This window comes from Acinetobacter colistiniresistens, from assembly GCF_024582815.1.
In the GTDB taxonomy this organism is placed as follows: Bacteria; Pseudomonadota; Gammaproteobacteria; order Pseudomonadales; family Moraxellaceae; genus Acinetobacter.
The window spans coordinates 2,944,302-2,960,600 of the sequence record NZ_CP102099.1 but is presented as its reverse complement, the minus strand read 5'-3'; the positions used below and the strand labels follow the sequence as shown (position 1 = coordinate 2,960,600).

Annotated in this window: 13 protein-coding genes; 12 read left to right on the top strand and 1 reads right to left on the bottom strand. The window is 40.9% G+C overall.

Going from position 1 to position 16,299, the window contains the following annotated elements; genetic code table 11:
• Positions 1 to 2: 2 nt before the first annotated feature.
• From NQU59_RS14240 to NQU59_RS14205, 8 genes are all read left to right on the top strand, one after another.
• Positions 3 to 4,508 carry a translocation/assembly module TamB domain-containing protein gene (locus NQU59_RS14240; protein WP_257063870.1) on the top strand — a complete coding sequence of 1,502 codons (4,506 nt, stop codon included), beginning with the start codon at positions 3 to 5 and terminating at the stop codon, positions 4,506 to 4,508.
• Between the two features lie 135 nt (positions 4,509 to 4,643).
• A complete protein-coding gene (locus tag NQU59_RS14235; protein WP_005241960.1) occupies positions 4,644 to 5,129 on the top strand; it encodes a DUF4124 domain-containing protein in 486 nt (161 codons plus the stop codon).
• A 102-nt stretch (positions 5,130 to 5,231) separates the two neighbouring features.
• The gene (locus tag NQU59_RS14230) at positions 5,232 to 5,591 is read left to right on the top strand and encodes a hypothetical protein (protein ID WP_005241959.1); all 360 of its coding nucleotides are present in this window, start codon (positions 5,232 to 5,234) and stop codon (positions 5,589 to 5,591) included.
• A gap of 259 nt (positions 5,592 to 5,850) precedes the next feature.
• Positions 5,851 to 8,490, top strand: coding sequence for a bifunctional aconitate hydratase 2/2-methylisocitrate dehydratase (locus tag NQU59_RS14225; RefSeq protein WP_257063869.1), 2,640 nt, complete (start codon positions 5,851 to 5,853; stop codon positions 8,488 to 8,490).
• Between the two features lie 74 nt (positions 8,491 to 8,564).
• Positions 8,565 to 8,903, top strand: coding sequence for a DUF262 domain-containing protein (locus NQU59_RS14220; protein WP_257063868.1), 339 nt, complete (start codon positions 8,565 to 8,567; stop codon positions 8,901 to 8,903).
• Complete coding sequence (locus NQU59_RS14215; RefSeq protein ID WP_257063867.1) at positions 8,900 to 9,679, top strand: hypothetical protein; 780 nt, start codon at positions 8,900 to 8,902, stop codon at positions 9,677 to 9,679. The genes NQU59_RS14220 and NQU59_RS14215 overlap by 4 nt, the downstream gene beginning before the upstream one ends.
• Positions 9,679 to 9,999, top strand: a complete 321-nt coding sequence (locus NQU59_RS14210) for a hypothetical protein (RefSeq protein ID WP_257063866.1) — start codon at positions 9,679 to 9,681, stop codon at positions 9,997 to 9,999. Before NQU59_RS14215 ends, NQU59_RS14210 begins: the two co-directional genes overlap by 1 nt.
• A 303-nt stretch (positions 10,000 to 10,302) precedes the next feature.
• On the top strand, positions 10,303 to 10,527 hold the full coding sequence (locus NQU59_RS14205) for a hypothetical protein (RefSeq protein WP_257063865.1): 225 nt from the start codon (positions 10,303 to 10,305) through the stop codon (positions 10,525 to 10,527).
• 106 nt (positions 10,528 to 10,633) lie between these two features.
• On the opposite strand, the gene NQU59_RS14200 is transcribed toward NQU59_RS14205, so the two are convergent.
• Positions 10,634 to 12,091: an anion permease gene (locus NQU59_RS14200; RefSeq protein ID WP_257063864.1), complete on the bottom strand. Its 1,458-nt coding sequence runs from the start codon at positions 12,089 to 12,091 to the stop codon at positions 10,634 to 10,636.
• Positions 12,092 to 12,359: 268 nt separating this feature from the next.
• Between NQU59_RS14200 and NQU59_RS14195 the strand changes: the two genes are divergently transcribed.
• The 4 genes from NQU59_RS14195 (at position 12,360) to NQU59_RS14180 (ending at position 16,294) form a co-directional block, all read left to right on the top strand.
• Positions 12,360 to 13,343 carry an ion transporter gene (locus tag NQU59_RS14195; RefSeq protein WP_257066304.1) on the top strand — a complete coding sequence of 328 codons (984 nt, stop codon included), beginning with the start codon at positions 12,360 to 12,362 and terminating at the stop codon, positions 13,341 to 13,343.
• A gap of 293 nt (positions 13,344 to 13,636) precedes the next feature.
• A complete protein-coding gene (locus NQU59_RS14190; protein ID WP_005241953.1) occupies positions 13,637 to 14,590 on the top strand; it encodes an ABC transporter permease in 954 nt (317 codons plus the stop codon).
• Positions 14,583 to 15,539, top strand: a complete 957-nt coding sequence (locus tag NQU59_RS14185; protein ID WP_257063863.1) for an iron chelate uptake ABC transporter family permease subunit — start codon at positions 14,583 to 14,585, stop codon at positions 15,537 to 15,539. Before NQU59_RS14190 ends, NQU59_RS14185 begins: the two co-directional genes overlap by 8 nt.
• Positions 15,530 to 16,294, top strand: coding sequence for an iron ABC transporter ATP-binding protein (locus NQU59_RS14180; protein ID WP_257063862.1), 765 nt, complete (start codon positions 15,530 to 15,532; stop codon positions 16,292 to 16,294). The genes NQU59_RS14185 and NQU59_RS14180 overlap by 10 nt, the downstream gene beginning before the upstream one ends.
• Positions 16,295 to 16,299 lie beyond the last annotated feature (5 nt).

Below are 16,299 nucleotides of genomic sequence, written 5' to 3'. Positions count from 1 at the left end.
TTATGACGGAAGTAGAACAGCAACTTACACCTCCAGCAGAACCAAGACAGCAACGGCGTATTTTTCGAAATATTGCGCTGATTTTATTGATCATTCTTTTGTTATTGGTCAGTTCTTTGCTTGTTATGATGTCTACGGATAAAGGGAGTCGCTTTTTATTAGACCGTGTACTTCAAAGCCAAAAAATTATCAAATATCAATATGAGAGCGGTAACCTGTTATCTGGCATCATTCTTAAAAATGTGCTGGTTGAACTGGATGCAATTGAAATCTCTTTAGATCGTGCCGACGTGTCTTTAGGTTGGCGAGCGATTTTAAAAAAAGAAGTACACCTCAGCCATGCCGATGTACGTAATCTCAAAATTATTGATAAAAAACCACCTTCGGGCAAGCCCTTTGGATTTGATCCAATTAAATTACCCTTTGTACTGCGTGTTGATGATGCAACTTTAGATCATTTAGAGTTTCAAACCACAACCTCGAAGGTTGACTTTAGTGACATCTTTCTAAAAGACGCATTGTGGTCGGAAACCAAATTAAAGTTTAAAGACTCTCGCATGAAGATGGAGCATTTAGCCGTGCAAAATGCTTCTGGAGAGATGGATTTTAGTGGTAAATACCCATTAAATGCCAAAGCAGATCTGATTATCCCATCATTAAAAAGTCTAGATATTGAGATCATCAAAGTTGCCGCTAGAGGTAGTCTGGATACCCTGAAGGTCGGTGTTGCAACGCTTACACCAGATTTGCTGACGGGTTGGGCAGTTGTTCATCCAGTACGTGATCATGTGCCAATGAATGGTGAGCTATTCTTTAAAAATTATCACTTACCATTAATTAAAGATCAGAAGTTATTTGCAAAAGATGGCATCGCTAGATTTAAAGGTGATATTCAAAAGTTAGTCTTGACTTTAGATACGGATTTAAAAGGCGAGCAAGTTCCTGAGGGGCAATATACTGCGCTGATGGATACGGATTTAACCCATCAATTGAATATTCGCGAGTTTAATGGTCAACTGATGGGCGGCACAGCAAATTTGCTGGGTTCCGTTAATTGGCACGATCATGTCTCTTGGGATCTAAAAGGACGTTTGGAACGTTTAGATCCAAAAGACAAAACTGTACCGCAAATTGCGCAAGACTTTTTGCCACCCAATCTGGATGCGAACTTAAGCTCAACCGGTTCTTTGCAAAAAGGTTTGGTTGTCAATGCACAGCTCGCATTTGATAAATATGAAACTTGGGCAGTTAAGCTCAATCAGGACGAAGAAAAAGACAATAAGCCTCAGCCGATGTTATTGGATATTTCTTGGAAAGGGATTGATCGTGCTATGCCATATATTGGCTGGCTGAGTAGTGAAGAAGGTCATACCAATCTGACCTTAAAAGAAGGTCAGCAAGATATCTATGTATCAACGACAATCCGTCCGCATGAGCAGGCATTATTGCCAACAGGTAAATATGATGCCCGTTTAGACGTTAAGGGTGACCTGTTAAATGTTGAAAATTTCCGTTATGAAGCTGAAAAAGGCAGTTTGACTGGACAGGCAAAAGTTAAATTACCAACTGAAAAACAACAGCTATCATGGCAAGCACAGCTCAAGGCACAGGATTTTAACCCGCAAACGATTGCGGCAGCAGCACCGATTAACTTATTAAATGGTGAAATCAAAGCCAGTGGTTTTGCCAAACCAAACCAACAAATTATTCAGCTTGAACAGATTGATTTAAAAGGGCAATTGCCACAAGAAAATAAGACAGAAACTCTTGCTTTGAAAGGTAAAAGTACCGCCGCCCTGATTTTTAATGATGAAAAAGCGGGTGGTGGCTTCAAGAGTTTTGCAGTGAATTATGATGGTTCCTTAAATGCATTGAATCAAGGTAATGGCATATTAAAAATTAAAATTGCGGGCACACCAGATTACATCAAGATTAATGAACTCAATCATGACGGTGTTGCAGGCAAGGTTTATGCCACAGGCGCAGTCAATCTCAAAGATAAACTGGGTTGGGATATTAATGCTTCATTGGTACGCTTCAAGCCACAGTATTTTGTCTCAAGTGTGAAAGGTGAAATTTCTGGGCGGGTAAAAACACAGGGCGTATGGTCAGACAAGCTCAAGCGTATTGATATTCGTGAATTGAATACGGCGGGTTTCATCAATAATAAACCGATTCGTGGTCGTGGTAATCTCAGCCTGTTATTGGACTCAAATCAAGAAGGCTTCTTGCCGCAGCAATTTGAAGCCAATGATCTATTCTTTGCTTATGCTCAGAACCAGCTTCAAGCCACAGGTAATGCACAAAATTTACGTATTAAACTGAATGCGCCTGCATTGTATGAGCTGTATCCGGGCTTGCGTGGTCGAGCTTATGGCAGTTTGAATGTACAGTCCAAACCACGTCTAAGAGCAACTGCGAACATCATGGTCGATAATTTTGCTTTTAACGATCTGGTGACGATTCGTTCTTTGCGTGTACAGGGTGAATTGCCGACTTCTGAAACCACACCTACACAATTGACAGCGACTTTGGATCGATTGCGTAATGGCAATCGTGAAATTGAACAAGCAACAGTAAACTTGGCGGGAACACGTAAAGCACACGTATTAAAAGTAGAAAGTAAAAACCGTCAATCGAATTTTTATCTTCAGCTTGCGGGTGGTTTTAATCCGAAGAATGACTGGCTTGGACAGCTGCAAAAAGGTAATTTTACTTCACGTAATATTCGTTTGGTACAAAATCAGAGTGCGCCGATTATCTATACCACCGCGCAACAAGAGCTTTATATAGGTCAGCACTGCTGGCAAAGTTCGAGCAGCCAGTTATGTTTAGATCAACCTGCACGTATGAGTAAGGAAAAAGGTAGTTTTTCATTTATTACCAAAAATCTGGATTTAAAAGACTTCACGGCATTTATGCCTGAAGGTCTGGCTGTGACGGGTCAATTGAATGGCTATGCCAAAGCAGCTTGGGCAAATGGTAGTCATCCTAAACTTGATGCACGTTTAGTGACGCGTAAAGGTGAGATTGGATTGGCAGCGGATGATCCTCAGGATCCTGCAACGACTGTAACTTATGATGAGTTAAGTTTGATTGCCAAGAGTATCAGTGAAGGTCTGTTATTCCGTGTGGATATGAAAACACCTGATATTGGTACGGGTTATGCCAATGTGATTATTGACCCATTTCAAAATAATATGCCGATGCGTGGCGAAGTGGCATTTGATGACGTACAGCTAAAAGTCTTTAAACCATTTATTAAAGATGTACGCTCAATGGCTGGAACTTTATCATTGGCTGGTAAGGTCAATGGAACCTTGACTCAGCCACAGGTTACAGGTGAGATGCGTTTAAAAAATGGCGCAATCAGTATGATCTCCCTGCCAGTCAATTTAAGCAATATCCAGCTTTATTCTTCTATACGACAGGACTCTGCAAGTATTGATGGTGCATTTAATAGTGGACAAGGTGTAGGGCGCTTAAAAGGTAGCTTTGACTGGAAAAATGACCCACATCTCAACCTGACCTTAAAAGGTGATAATTTACTGGTGCGTCAGGCACCGATGATTACTGCAATTGTAGAACCTGATCTGACGCTGGACGTTTATCCGTTTAATCAGCGCTTAAGTCTAAAAGGGACGATTGATGTGCCGCGTGCGCGCATTTCGATGCCGGAAAGCTCGGCGACTGTGGTGAACTTGTCGCCAGATGTGCGTGTAGTACAACAAGGTCAAGACCTGCTTGCGACTTTAAAAGCAGCTAAACCGTGGGATATCCGTGCCGATATGACGGTAACTCTTGGCAATCAGGTGATCTTCCAAGGCTTCGAAAGTACCATTCCTTTAGCTGGCCGTTTACACCTTTCTCAACGTGGTCTAGAAACAGCAATGCGTGCGAATGGTGCGATTGGTGTCAGTCAAAAAGTGAAGATTGAAGCCTACGGTCAAAGTCTTGATTTGAACCGTGCTATTGCGCGTTTCAATGGACCATTGGCCAACCCGACCTTGGATATTGATGCCAATAAACCCGTTCAAGGTAGCATGGTTGGGGTACGTGTCACAGGAACAGCCACTGTACCGAATATTCAAATTTATAACGATGCAGGCTTGTCTGAACAGGAAGCCCTGAATGCTTTACTTACTGGTCGTATTAATGAAGGTAACAGTGGTTTAAGTAATACCGAAGGCTTTAAGTCTGACGTGAATAACACCATTGCTGCTGCGGGGATTAGTATGGGCTTGGGCGGTACACGAGCCTTGACCAACCAGATTGGTCGAACCTTTGGTTTGAGTGGCTTGGCGTTGGATGCGCAGGGTACGGGCGATGATACGCAGGTCAGTCTGACCGGATATATCACACCAGACCTATTCATTCGCTATGGTATTGGTGTATTTACCCCTGTAAATAAATTGACCTTGCGTTATCAGATGAACCGTCGTTTATATCTGGAAGCGAGTCAGTCTTTAGAGCGTGCGATTGACGTATTCTACAATTGGCGCTTCTGATTGTAGATATAAAAAACCTGCTTTATTTAAAGCAGGTTTTTTATGATGTAAGTTTCTTGAAAATAAAAAAATGTGATAGAATTATTGTAAATTATTGATAATAAACGATTTTATGACGTTTTTTGGAGAAAATAAATGAAATCTGTCACTTTTGGTCAGCTTTGGGCAGTGCTTGGCTTAGTGTTCATCAGTTCAACACTCCACGTCAATGCCCAAGAATACTATAAGTGGGTGGATGCCAAAGGTGTTACTACCTATTCAGCAACACCACAACCAGTACAACGACAAGAACCTCAGCTTGATCCTGTTAAAAAGAATGCCAGTACTTCGGCCACCCAACAGGCGAGTGCACAATCGCTGACTACTTCTAAAGAGCCAAAAATCACAACGGTGACTGCAACTGTCGCAACAACATCGACTAAGCCTGTCAATGCGAACACGGCAGCTACAAGCAATGTTGTCACGACAAGTGAAGTGCTTATCCCTGTCAAAAACTGCAACGGGGTTAGATGTTGGGATATGAAAGGCAAGTCCTATAATCTAGTCGCTGGAACAACGTATCTCTCTGCTAATGGTGGAAAATGTCAAAAGTTAGGCAATAACATGCACTGTAGTAAATGATTTGTATGTTTTTATTACGGAAAGCATTGTTTTAAAGGCTTCCTTTTGCAAAATAAACAAGTTTCAGTATGATGTGTGCATCAAATTAGCCGCAGTATGATGATGAAAAAAGTTTTGTTTATTGCAATAGGTTTAGTTTTGGCTGGTTGTGCTGAGAAAAAGCCGTTAACCCCTGAAGAACGATGGCATGGCTATTGTGTCAGTGTGGGCAACGCAGCACGTTCGATCACGCTAGATCGTCAAAATGGAATTGAGCAAAAACAAGCAACGGAACATGCGGCAAAAATTGAAGATGAGACCACACGCAAATTTATCTTTAAAATTTTGGACACGGTTTATGCACTTCCTGCCGATCAACTGAAAAAAGATCCAGAAGCATTACGTGAAAACTTAAAGAAACAGTTTATGGAAGAATGCTTGGTTACCCCACATGACAAGCTGCCAAACTATAAACTTTTTTAATGCGTATATAAAAAAGACAACACCGTTTGTCTTTTTTTATGGATGTAATTTATTGTTTTATTAGACTTTAACCTAAGACCAAAGCGGTATTTTAAATAGATGAACATTTCGCTATAAAATAATGGGCATCACGTAGAAATACGGTAGTTGCATTAACATTTAACGCGAAGTCTAGTAAAATTTTGCTGTCCACATTACTTGTAAAGCTTGTACAAAGCTGGAACTTACAAGTAATTTTTTAAAAAAGAGGAATAACACTGTGCTAGAAGCTTACCGCCAACACGTTCAAGAACGTGCCGCACTCGGAGTCCCACCGAAGCCGCTTGATGATGCTCAAACTGCTGAACTCGTAGCCTTATTAAAAAATCCACCAGCAGGTGAAGAAGCTTATTTAGTCGATTTACTAGAAAATCGTGTTCCAGCAGGTGTTGACCAAGCTGCATATGTAAAAGCTGCTTTCTTAGCTGCTGTTGCAAAAGGCGAAGCAACCTCTCCACTCGTATCTAAAGAACGTGCAGTTTATTTACTAGGTACCATGCTTGGTGGTTATAACGTAGCACCGCTTGTTGAACTTCTAGACAATGCTGAGCTGGCTGAATTAGCTGCTGAAGCGTTAAAGAAAACTCTTCTTGTATTTGATGCATTCCATGACGTAGCTGACAAAGCAAAAGCAGGCAATGCTGCTGCTAAAGCGGTATTACAATCTTGGGCTGATGCAGAATGGTTCACAAGCCGTGCTGATGTTCCAGAAGAAATCAAAATCACTGTGTTCAAAGTAACAGGTGAGACCAATACGGATGACTTGTCTCCAGCTCAAGATGCTTGGAGTCGTCCAGACATCCCATTACACGCAAACGCAATGTTGAAAAACGAGCGTGACGGTATCAACCCTGAAAAACCAGGTGAAGTTGGTCCACTAAACCAAATCAAAGAACTGATCGCGAAAGGCAACCAAGTTGCTTACGTAGGTGATGTTGTTGGTACAGGTTCTTCTCGTAAATCTGCAACGAACTCTGTTCTTTGGTTCTTCGGTGATGAACTTCCACACATTCCAAACAAAAAAGATGGTGGTGTGTGCTTAGGTTCTAAGATTGCGCCAATTTTCTTCAACACAATGGAAGATGCAGGTGCATTACCTGTAGAAATCGACGTTGCCAACATGAACATGGGCGACGAAGTTGTATTGAAAATTGATCACGCTGCTGCAAAAGTAACTGCATTTAAAGACGGTGCACAAATTGCAGAAGCTGAGCTTAAAACGCCTGTACTTTTAGATGAAGTACGTGCTGGTGGTCGTATTAACTTGATCATTGGTCGTGGTTTGACTGCGAAAGCCCGTGAAGAATTGGGTCTTGCACCGTCTACATTGTTCCGTACACCAGTACAACCTGCTGACACTGGCAAAGGCTTCACACAAGCTCAGAAGATGGTTGGTCGTGCATGTGGTTTAGCAGAAGGCCAAGGTATCCGTCCGGGTACTTACTGTGAACCTAAAATGACGACTGTTGGTTCTCAAGATACAACAGGTCCGATGACGCGTGACGAGTTAAAAGACTTGGCATGCTTGGGCTTCTCAGCTGACTTAGTGATGCAGTCTTTCTGTCACACTGCTGCGTATCCAAAACCAGTTGACGTAACAACTCATCATACATTACCTGACTTCATTATGAACCGTGGTGGTGTATCTTTACGTCCAGGTGACGGTATTATCCACTCTTGGTTAAACCGTATGTTACTTCCAGATACTGTTGGTACTGGTGGTGACTCACATACACGTTTCCCAATCGGTATCTCTTTCCCAGCGGGTTCTGGTCTTGTTGCGTTCGCAGCTGCAACTGGCGTTATGCCACTGGATATGCCTGAATCTGTACTGGTTAAGTTCAAGGGTAAAATGCAGCCTGGTATCACTTTACGTGACCTAGTACATGCAATTCCTTACTACGCGATTCAAGCGGGTGACTTAACTGTAGAGAAGAAAGGTAAGAAAAACATCTTCTCTGGTCGTATCCTTGAGATCGATTTATCAGAAATGGAAAATGACTTGACGGTTGAGCAAGCATTCGAACTTTCTGATGCATCTGCTGAGCGTTCTGCTGCTGGTTGTTCAATCACACTTTCTGAAGAGAAAGTTGCTGAATACTTACGTTCTAACATCACCATGTTGAAGTGGATGATCGCTGAAGGTTATGGCGATGCGCGTACGCTAGCGCGTCGTGCTGAAAACATGCAGAAGTGGTTAGACAACCCAAGCCTGTTAAAAGCTGATGCTGATGCAGAATACTTAAAAGTTTACGAAATCGATCTTGCTGACATCAAAGAACCAATTCTTTGCTGCCCGAACGATCCAGATGACGCAAAACTTCTTTCTGATGTTCAAGGCGACAAGATTGATGAAGTATTCATCGGTTCTTGTATGACTAACATCGGTCACTTCCGTGCAGCGGGTCAATTACTTGACAAAGTACCTGGTGGTTCATTGTCTACTCGTTTATGGTTGGCTCCACCAACACGTATGGACGAGCATCAATTGATGGAAGAAGGCTTGTATAACATCTATGGCCGTGCTGGTGCGCGTACAGAGATGCCGGGCTGTTCATTGTGTATGGGTAACCAGGCACGTGTAGCACCGAACACTACCTGTGTATCGACGTCTACACGTAACTTCCCGAACCGTTTAGGTCAAGGTGCAAACGTTTACTTGGCATCTGCTGAGCTTGCATCTGTTGCTGCGGTGCTTGGTAAATTACCAAGCCCAGAAGAATATCAACAGTACGCGTCGCAAATCGACAGCGCTTCTGCGGACATCTACAAATACTTGAACTTCGACAAGATGAGCGAATATACAAAAGAAGCTGATCAAGTTGATACCAAGAAAATCCAAGCGGCTCAATTAACCTAATATGTTAGTGAGCTAAAAATAAGGGCTGAGTAATCAGCCCTTATTTTTATAAATAAGTATTTTAGAGGTTCAAAATGACACAAATAGAGATTAATGAAGAGCAAATTGTAGAGGAAGAGGAGCGTTTGTCAGAAGAACATGATGATAATGAAACACCTCCAAGTGACATAATTGCATTTAATGAATTGAGATCATGTGCTGATTTATTGAGAATGTATAAATCCAATCAATTAACTATCGATCCCGAGTTCCAGAGAAATTTAGTATGGTCTATTAGTGCTCGATCTAAATTTATTGATTCTCTAGCTAAGCAGCTACCTATTCCAAGTATGTGTATCAGTCTCGATTACAAAACTGATAAAAGATTGGTGATTGATGGTTTACAACGTATTTCTACTATTGTCAGTTTTTGAATGAAGAAAGTTGGACTCTATCAAATATTAAAGAAATTGATCAAAGGCTTAGAGGTAAAACACCTAATCAAATTAAAAATGAAAATCCTGATTTATTTTCTCGGATTGAAAATGTAACAATTCCTATTACTGTATTAAGATGTGACTATAGTAAAAAATCGCATATGCGCCATCTGTTTACAATATTCCATAGATTAAATTCAGGTGGTTCAAAACTAAATAATCAGGAAATTCGTAATTGTATATACTCAGGTAAATTGAATAATTTATTGAAAGAAATTGCAAATACACCTGAATCCCAATCTTTCTTTAAGTATAAAACTTCAAATATATCGAGTGCAAATGCATTATTGGGCAGTAATTATAGATATCAATATGAAGAGTTATATCTAAGGGTGATAGCTTTTTCAGAAAAGTTAGATAAATATAATGGTAAGTTGTCAAATTTCTTGAATGATTTTATGGATGACCATCTTAATCCTAGTGATAGTAAGTGTTTAGAATGGAAGAACAAACTATTACAGACACTTTCACTTGTATTCCGTGATGAGCGTATAGCTAAATTTAGTAAAACAATTGTAGAAGCCATACTCTATGGTGTTTATAAAAATTTGAATAATGAAGCACTCTTAAATGAGGAAGTATTTAGAAGTAAAGTAAATGAACTTAAATCGCACGAGAATTTTTCATTAATATCATTAAAAGAAGGCTTAGCTAGCAAAGAAAAAGTGAATAGTCGTTTGAATGTGGCAGAAGAAATATTTGGTAGAGCTTAATGTCTAGATTGTCTAAAAGTAAAATTAAGCATAATCTTAAAGAATTGAAAGTTCTATATGATAAATCTGCACAAAATACATCAGTTAATACCAATCTTCATATGATATTTTATAGTAAATTAGCTTTAATAGAATATTGTGGATGGTTGGAAGTTAGTATTGATATATTAATACGTAGAATTATGAAGAATATTAATGACCCTGATCTAGTTAAAATTGGTGAAGATTCAATTAAGAGAAATTATGGCTTTACATATGATAATCATTTTAGAGTTCTATTAATTAAAAGTTTAGGTTTGGAAAAACAGAAAGTTTATTAAACCATTTACGTAGCTCCGGTGATTTAGCCTTATTAGAATCTAAGTTGAATACATTTAAAACACTACGTAATGAAGCTGCTCACAATTATTTAAATGGAGCGAGTTCTTATCAAGCGCCTAGTTTTTATATAATGGAGGTTGATAGCATTTTGCCAATTTTTCAGAAAATTTATCAATATTTTGTGAAGAATTGTAAGTAGTTTTTAAATAAAAAGGCTTAACTAATGGCAATTATAATTTTTTCGACATAAATGTAATTGAGTTATTTTTTATCATTCAATTATTTGGAGTTAATCGAAATTAATGGCGAAACAATCCCGCTTCTTATGTATTGGTGGATTTCTTAACGGTTCAGCTGTGAAAGATCAAGGTGACAGTTTTATCTGTGTCGAAAATGGCAAACAAGTCAGCTACCACAAAAAGGAAATCTTCCATCAAGACTCGTGGCATCAAGATTACTATGTCTGCGAAACGACAACCGATCAGCAAGCACGAAACTGGGTTTATGACATCAAGCCTAATGAATGAAGCTGATATCATTTTATTCGGTGTCTGGGTTTATATTTCTAGTATCCTTTAAATTAGTTACATGAAAAAGCCCCTTTGTAAGGGGCTTTTTTTAAGCTAAATCATCCTACCAATAACCCAATACTTTCCACCAAAGTCCGCCAATCAGCACAAAGATGATGATATTGACGACACTCATGACAAAGCCAGCTTTCCACCATTCACCCAGTGTGGTGTAACCTGAACCGAATACCACAGGTGATGTACCCGTTGCATAATGGGTTAAGGTCATCATGATGCTTGATGCTGCTGCCATCATTAAGGCAAACAACATCGGTGGTGCACCTAATGCCAGTCCAGCCGTATAGAAGGCGGCAAACATAGCCGTGATATGTGCGGTGGTACTGGCAAACATATAATGTGCATACAGATAGGCGAGCATTAATAGTAAACAGGCCGGCATCCAGCTCAGTCCTAAATGACCAATCCCTGTTTCTAACACACCTGAGAACCACGTGATTAAACCGAGCTTATTTAAATAAGTCGCCATCATCACCAAGGCAGCAAACCAAGTGATGGTATCCCATGCGCTTTTTTGCGTCAGGATATCTTCCCAAGTCAGTACGCCAGTAATCAGTAGCAAGCCCAAACCAATAAAAGCAGTTGTGGTTGGGTCAACCGCCCAAGCTGAACCAAAAATCATGGCAGGGATGCCTGCCCATAACAGCAGCAAGATACCAAATACGCCGAGCATAATGATTTCATTTTTGCTGACAGGGCCCATTTCTTTTAACTTGGTTTTGGCAAACTGAGCTGCATTCGGGGTTTCTTTGACTTCGGGTGGATACATCCAATACATGATTAATGGCATGATGATCAAGGCAAGCAAACCCGGTAATAACATCGCCAGTGCCCATGTACTCCAGCTCAAGGAAATCTGACTGTTGGTTGCTTTTGCCACCAGATCAACCACCAAGGGGTTAGGGGCGGTTGCGGTAATAAACATGGCAGAAGTAATCGGGTTGGCTTGGTAGTTCACCAAAGCTAAGTATTTCCCCATACGACCTTCGGTGTCTTTGGCTGGGTCAGAGTCATAGCTGGTCGAAATGGCACGGACAATCGGATGGATAATTCCGCCGCCACGTGCGGTATTACTTGGGGTAACAGGGGCAAGAATCAGTTCAGACAGCACCATGCTATAACCGATACCAATGGTTTTCTTGCCCCAAACCGCGATAAATAAATAGCCTAAGCGTGCACCCAATCCGGTTTTTTGCAAACCTTTAGAAATCATGATCGAAATACCGATCAACCAGATCAGCGGGTTGGCAAAACTACTAAGCGCATCTTGAATGGCGCCACTTGGGTTGTCATTGGTGACACCCGTCACGGCGACCAAAGTAATGGCAATAATTGCAATTGCACCAATCGGCATGGCTTTACCAATAATGGAAGCAATCACACCAACAAACATCGCCAGTAAATGCCATGCATCAGGATCAACGCCAGCGGGTACCGGAATGACAAACCAGATGATGAATGCAATAAATAAAGAAATCAGCGTCGGGAGAGCTTTAAATCCCATGTAAATTCCCCTTGTTGTCACGGGTTTAATAAAATTTATAGTTCTTTATGAATGAATCGTTAAAGAAAATAACCACTAAGCTTTTATTATCGTTGAAGCGAATGTCAAACTGCAAAGAGAGTTTTGTTGAAACAGCGTGATATAGGGCAATGAATTGGCAAATGGCTTCGTTTTGTGAGGGAAATGGAGCTTAGGGTTAAAATTTCTTATCAAATATGAAAGCAACATGCTACATTTTGAGCTTGCTGAATCGAACAAAAAATACGGTATGACTCAATTTTCATGGCAACAGTTAAGACGTTTTGTTTATAACAATCTGCATAATGATGACTATAAAAGTAAGGTCAGTACCTACGTAAACTATCTGCTGATTGCCTTGATCATTGGCAACGTAGCGGCGGTTTTACTTGAATCTGTCAATGAATTTTATAAGCTGTACAAGCCTTATTTCGATATCTTTGAAAATTTATCGATCATCATTTTTAGCGGGGAATATTTGCTGCGGCTGTGGAGTATTGTTGAGGAAGAACCACAACAAGCGGCTTGGAAACAGCGGATTCGCTGGATGAAAAGTGGTGGGGCAATTATCGACTTATTGGCAATCTTACCAGCCTATCTCAATTTCATTGTTCCGATCGATTTACGTTTCTTGCGGGTCTTGCGCTTGGTGCGGTTACTGAAACTGACTCGTTATTTTGTTTCCTTGCAAATTTTATTGCGCGTCATCCAACGCGAAAAAGGTTCTTTCCAAGCGGTTATTTTTATCTTGGTGATCATGATTGTGATGACCGCATCTGCAATTTATGTGGTTGAAAATAAAGCTCAGCCCGAAGCATTTAGTTCGATACCACAATCCATGTGGTGGGCTGTGGTCACTTTAACCACCGTCGGTTATGGCGATGTTACTCCTGTCACTAATTTAGGTCGGATACTGGGTGCATTTATTACCATTCTGGGTGTCGGTATTGCGGCTTTACCGGCGGGTATTCTGGCTTCGGGGCTTGCCAACGAATTAAATATGCGTAACCAAAGACTAGAACAGGAATTCCGCGAAGCGTTACAGGCCAAAGGTTTAGATTTACTGCATGATCAAGTGGAAGTTGAACGGATTCGGAAAAAGGTGGGTTTGCCTAAAGAGCAAACTCATGAAATTATTATGCAACTGGTCAGAGAAAAGTTACTTGAAGATCAAGATCAGGAAAAGAAGCCGTACCGTTTTTGCCCGCATTGTGGCGAAAAACTTTCGGAATAATTTGAAATTTATTATAAAAATGTAGACGAGCAATCGGGCATAAGTTCGGGATTTAACGTTATTCATTCTGCTCAGATGATATTCAATGTGGCTCTAAATCGCAGTTATGCTGAGGTTTGGAGCTTTTTTATAAAGAATGGAAAGTTGACTGAATTAAGTCGTACTTCACATCGATGATATTTCATTTAAAAAAAGTTAACAATAATCTTTATCATTTGTGATAGTTTCTTATTATCTTTTTTGTATTTTTTAAGCTTATTTTAAGTTTGCGCATCCTATGAAGTTCTCCCAACATGATTAAGCGGCGTTATCTCGTTTTATTATTGCTTCCTTTGGCATTTATTTCCTTATTTGTCGGTGTCGGTGAGATGAGTCTTGCAGGCTTGTGGGCTGGTAATCTTCAAGAGTGGCAACTGTTCTGGACCAGTCGTTTACCACGTCTCATGGCAATTATTGTCGCAGGTGCGGGTCTAAGTGTCTGTGGCTTGATTATGCAGTCACTCAGCCGCAACCGTTTTGTTTCTCCAACCACAGCAGGTTTATATGACTGCGCACGTTTGGGGGTACTGGTTTCGATTATCTTACTGCCAAGCGCTTCAATCTTTGTCAAAACTGGCTTTGCGATTGCCGTGACACTGATGGGGGCAATGGCATTTATGAGTATTCTGGCGACCCTCAAGCATCGAGATACAGTCTTCGTTCCACTGGTGGGGATGATTTTCGGCAGTATTATCTCGGCTTTTACCACCTTTATCGCCTTGCAAATGGATTTATTACAAAACTTGGCAGGTTGGTTACAGGGTGACTTTTCTACCATTTTAAATGGCCAATATGAGCTGATCTATCTCAGTGTTCCTGTTTTGATTCTGATCTATCTCTTTGCCAATCGTTTTGTCTTGGCAGGCTTAGGGCAGGATTTTGCTACTAATCTTGGACTGAATTATAAGCAGACCTTGTTTCTGGGTTTGCTGCTCGTCTCAGTGATTACAGGTGTGGTGATTGTGACGGTTGGTGCAATTCCTTTTCTTGGATTGATTGTACCGAATCTCGTGAGCTTGTATTTGGGTGACAATATTCGTCGAACGCTTTCGCATACTGCATTATTGGGTGCTTTGCTGGTGTTGCTTTGTGATGTTTTTGGCAGGGTGGTGATTTATCCCTATGAAGTGTCTGTAAGTCTGATTATGGGCGTGGTCGGCAGCGTGATTTTCCTGTGGTTATTGCTCAGGAGGTATCGCTATGCCTAACAAAACCAAGCTGATTGTTCTGGCTCTGTTGATGCTGCTGAGCATTGCCTTATATCTGGGCTGGAATTTGGGTGTGGCATGGCAATATGCCTTAAGTTTACGTTTGAAGACTGTTGTGGCCATCATTGTCGCAGGTGTCGCTGTCGGTGTGTCAACTTTGGTCTTTCATACCATTGTGAATAATCGGGTGGTGACTCCACAGGCTTTAGGACTAGATAAGCTGTATGAATTGTCCAAGACCAAGATGATTTATTTCTTTGGTGCCAGTACTTTGCTGTCACTCAACTTTGTCTTGGATTATCTGATCAGCCTGTTGTTAATGGTCACTTTTGCCTTATTGCTGTATCGCTTTATTTTCCAGAAAGTGGCACAGCAAAATATTTACTTTCTGTTGTTGGTGGGACTGATTTTTTCAACCTTTTTCGACAATATGACCACTTTCTTTCAGGTCTTGCTCGATCCTGATGAGTTTCAGATCGCCGCTTATGCTGGTTTTGCCAGTTTTAATGTGGTGAAAATGGAAACGGTTGGATTGTCTCTGCTGACCATTGTGCCGATTCTGGTTTATAGCTTAAAGCATTACCACAAGCTGAATGTGATGGCGCTAGGACGTGATCATGCGCTGAATTTAGGACTGGATTATGACAAGACCAGCCGTTTGTTATTGATTCTGGTGGTCTTGGCGCTGGCCTCAGCAACTGCTTTGGCAGGCCCCATGATGTTCCTTGGCTTACTGGTACTTAACATTACCCTTGAGCTGTTCAAGACCCATCAGCATCATATTTTACTGCTGGGTATTATTTTGGTCAGCATTCTTTGTCTGATGATTGGGCAGTTCATCGTACTGCATGTATTGAATTTTAAAACCACGCTCAGTGTGATTATCAACTTTGTCGGTGGAATTTATTTCTTCTGGATATTACTGAAGGAAAATAAAAAGTGGCAATAGAGTTAAAGAATTTAAGTAAAAGCTATCAGCAACAGCAGGTGGTAACGGATGTTTCACTGAGCATCACAAAAGGCCAGTTTACGGCTTTTATTGGCCCGAATGGTGCGGGTAAAAGTACGGTGCTTTCCATCATGAGCCGTTTAATTGAGGCGGATCAAGGGCAAGTGTTGCTGGATGGACAGGACTTACAGCAGATGAAAAGTGCCGATATTGCGAAAAAGCTGGCGATTTTAAAACAGTCTAATCATACCGAATTACGGCTGAGCATTGAAGATTTGGTGGCGTTTGGTCGTTTCCCATATTCACAAGGACGCTTGACCGCAGAAGATCGTGAGATGATTGATCGCTGCATTGCCTATATGGATTTAGAAGCATTACGCCATCGTCAACTCAGTGAATTGTCGGGGGGGCAGCGCCAACGTGCATATATCGCCATGATTCTGGCACAGGACACCGATTATATCTTGTTGGATGAGCCTCTGAATAATCTGGATATGAAGCATTCTTCACAGATTATGAAAGTGTTAAAGGATCTGGCTGAAAATCATGGCAAGTCCATCATTGTAGTGATTCATGACATCAATTTTGCCTCGGTCTATGCCGATCACATCATTGCCATGAAAGCAGGGCAATTGGTCTATCAAGGTCATCCACAGCAGATGATGGATGAACGTATTCTCAAGGATATTTTTGATTTTCATATCCCGATCCAACAGGTTCAACAACATAAATTAGGTTTGTATTTCATTAGTTAGGAGTT

Bases quoted from the DNA above. Each gene is read 5' to 3' on its own strand.
- NQU59_RS14240 (WP_257063870.1), top strand. From the start codon at position 3: ATGACGGAAGTAGAACAGCAACTTACACCTCCAGCAGAACCAAGACAG.
- NQU59_RS14235 (WP_005241960.1), top strand. From the start codon at position 4,644: ATGAAATCTGTCACTTTTGGTCAGCTTTGGGCAGTGCTTGGCTTAGTG.
- NQU59_RS14230 (WP_005241959.1), top strand. From the start codon at position 5,232: ATGAAAAAAGTTTTGTTTATTGCAATAGGTTTAGTTTTGGCTGGTTGT.
- NQU59_RS14220 (WP_257063868.1), top strand. From the start codon at position 8,565: ATGACACAAATAGAGATTAATGAAGAGCAAATTGTAGAGGAAGAGGAG.
- NQU59_RS14210 (WP_257063866.1), top strand. From the start codon at position 9,679: ATGTCTAGATTGTCTAAAAGTAAAATTAAGCATAATCTTAAAGAATTG.
- NQU59_RS14205 (WP_257063865.1), top strand. From the start codon at position 10,303: ATGGCGAAACAATCCCGCTTCTTATGTATTGGTGGATTTCTTAACGGT.
- NQU59_RS14200 (WP_257063864.1), bottom strand. From the start codon at position 12,091: ATGGGATTTAAAGCTCTCCCGACGCTGATTTCTTTATTTATTGCATTC.
- NQU59_RS14195 (WP_257066304.1), top strand. From the start codon at position 12,360: ATGACTCAATTTTCATGGCAACAGTTAAGACGTTTTGTTTATAACAAT.
- NQU59_RS14190 (WP_005241953.1), top strand. From the start codon at position 13,637: ATGATTAAGCGGCGTTATCTCGTTTTATTATTGCTTCCTTTGGCATTT.
- NQU59_RS14185 (WP_257063863.1), top strand. From the start codon at position 14,583: ATGCCTAACAAAACCAAGCTGATTGTTCTGGCTCTGTTGATGCTGCTG.